Origin of the sequence: Pseudomonas sp. WS 5011 (assembly GCF_012985775.1) — a bacterium.
Taxonomy (GTDB): domain Bacteria; phylum Pseudomonadota; class Gammaproteobacteria; order Pseudomonadales; family Pseudomonadaceae; genus Aquipseudomonas; species Aquipseudomonas peli.
This window is the reverse complement of record NZ_JAAQXA010000063.1, coordinates 1-1,957: the sequence shown is the minus strand read 5'-3', so window position 1 is coordinate 1,957 and position 1,957 is coordinate 1. Positions and strand designations below refer to the sequence as shown.

General features: G+C 52.8%; 1 protein-coding gene. It reads right to left on the bottom strand.

Annotation, left to right across the window (positions count from 1 at the left end):
- Positions 1-29: 29 nt before the first annotated feature.
- Positions 30-1,874, bottom strand: a complete 1,845-nt coding sequence (locus tag HBN63_RS21485) for a hypothetical protein (protein ID WP_223181899.1) — start codon at positions 1,872-1,874, stop codon at positions 30-32.
- Positions 1,875-1,957 lie beyond the last annotated feature (83 nt).

The window sequence follows — 1,957 nt, the reverse complement described above, 5'->3', positions numbered from 1 at the left end:
GCGAGCCGTTCGCTTAATCTGTTGAAAACCTAAGGCCCGGTGAAGTACAGGATATCCTCGTATTTCACTGGGCCTTTGGCTAATCCAAGGCGCATAGCCGGTGTTTTCTTGTCCTTACCGCCCTTCAGCACGTAGTTCTGTACCACTCGCAGGATATCGAGCAGCTTTTGAACCTGATTTGGGCTGTACGGCGCGTAACCACTCCAGACCCGTCCAGTATTCGATTGGGATGAAATGCCCCGTTCCAGGAGCGACTGACGCCGCCTAACTCGGTTGAAGTACGAATCGACACCGTGCAGGCTGGCTCTGTTGTAAAGCCAAGCTGCGTGATCAGGCTCAAGGTCACCTAGGTCGGTCAGATGGCATAAGGCCTTTTCAGGCTCGTTCATCGTTGCCAGCGGGTGAAACACCCAGCGATCCTTCCATTTTCCGATGAGCTTTGCCTCCTCGATACGCTGCTTGAGCAGCATCAAGACGGCCTCTCGCTTGTTCAAGCCGAGATTCTCTTTCATCACCTTGGCGATAGCCTTATTCGACTCATTGATCAGCCTGCGCTTCTGATCCACGGTCATCATCTTGTTGATCCTCACGTAAAAGGCATCGACTCGACGGGATTTGATTCCTTCTTGGAACGCTGCCAAGCATGCCGCCCGCATCCCCGAGTCCTGGTCGAGAAAGAACCTGAGCTTTTCGACACTGGCCAGCAGGTGACGCAAATACAGGAAGTGGCCGTACAGGGTGTACTCGGAATGAGTTTGCATGCCCCGATCCGGCAGCTTTTCGTCTTTGGTAGGCTCATCCGAGATTTCGACATCCTCTCGCTTCTCAGAGCTGGAGTAGGTCGCAGCGATATCACCTTCCAGGCTGCCAGATGCCTTGGATTTCTTCGATGCAGCCATGGAAGCTAAATAGTCAGAGGCCATCCAGAGCCTTGCATACTTACGGTGAGGAGTCGGCAGGTTGATGTCGGCGATCTGCTTGGCATCCTCCTCAATGGCCTCTGGATCAAGTCGAGGGTCGAAATTGAGATGCATGGCGAAAATGTACTGACTGGTGTTATCGGCTGACGCAACAGCCGAAACCACCGTGTTACGCCGATCATCACGCCGAGACCAGTTGATCACGTAATCCTGGCGATCCACGCTGATGTACAGGCGACGAATGGGCATATCAGGAAGTTTCGACTCCCGCTCACTGGCGAAGGCCAAACACTGCCGATGGATAAAGTCGATCTTGTCGTAGACCGTTTGCAGGGCGATTTCTTCAATTTCGGCAATCCTGCGCACTGGCACCTTGTTGACGATTAGCTTGAAGATGCTCTTGTTCTTGTGAGTCAGGCGCTGGCGGCTGGTTGATTTACTGGCAACGGAAAAGGTTTTGCCGCATGGCTTGCCATCTACCGTGCCTTTGCAGAGGTAACGTTGGCTGCCCGTACTGGTCACCCCAAATGCAGAGTAGAAGGCCTTACCGCTGGAGACTGGCATTGCATGATTGGAACAACCGTCAACCGGGCAGCAAGATTGCACCGTGGCTTCAACCAAGAAAGCCAACATCCGCTCTAGCTCTTCATGGATACCTTTGTTACTTTTCAGGGGAAAGCTTTCGTTGCAGCTATAGCAATAACCAACCGGCAAGCCTTTTCCTGAGGCTGCGATTCGGTATGGATTTTGGGAACGAGAAAGCTTGTCGCCTACTGGCGAACCAAAATTCGCGCAAATTGGATTTTTGCAGAAATTGACCTGAATGCCCTGATGGGCTGCGGGTGAGCGCTGCTTGCGAGCAGCTTGTGCACCATCTGCGTCAGCGAGGGGATTTTTCGCCTTGGCCGTATCCGCTGATTCGACTGCTTGGCCTTGGGAAGATTTCTTCCCCATGGCTGTCTCCTGAAAAGATGAGGTGCATAGCCTCATACAAGACCATGCACCTCAAAATTTCAACAGATTAAGCGAACGGCTCG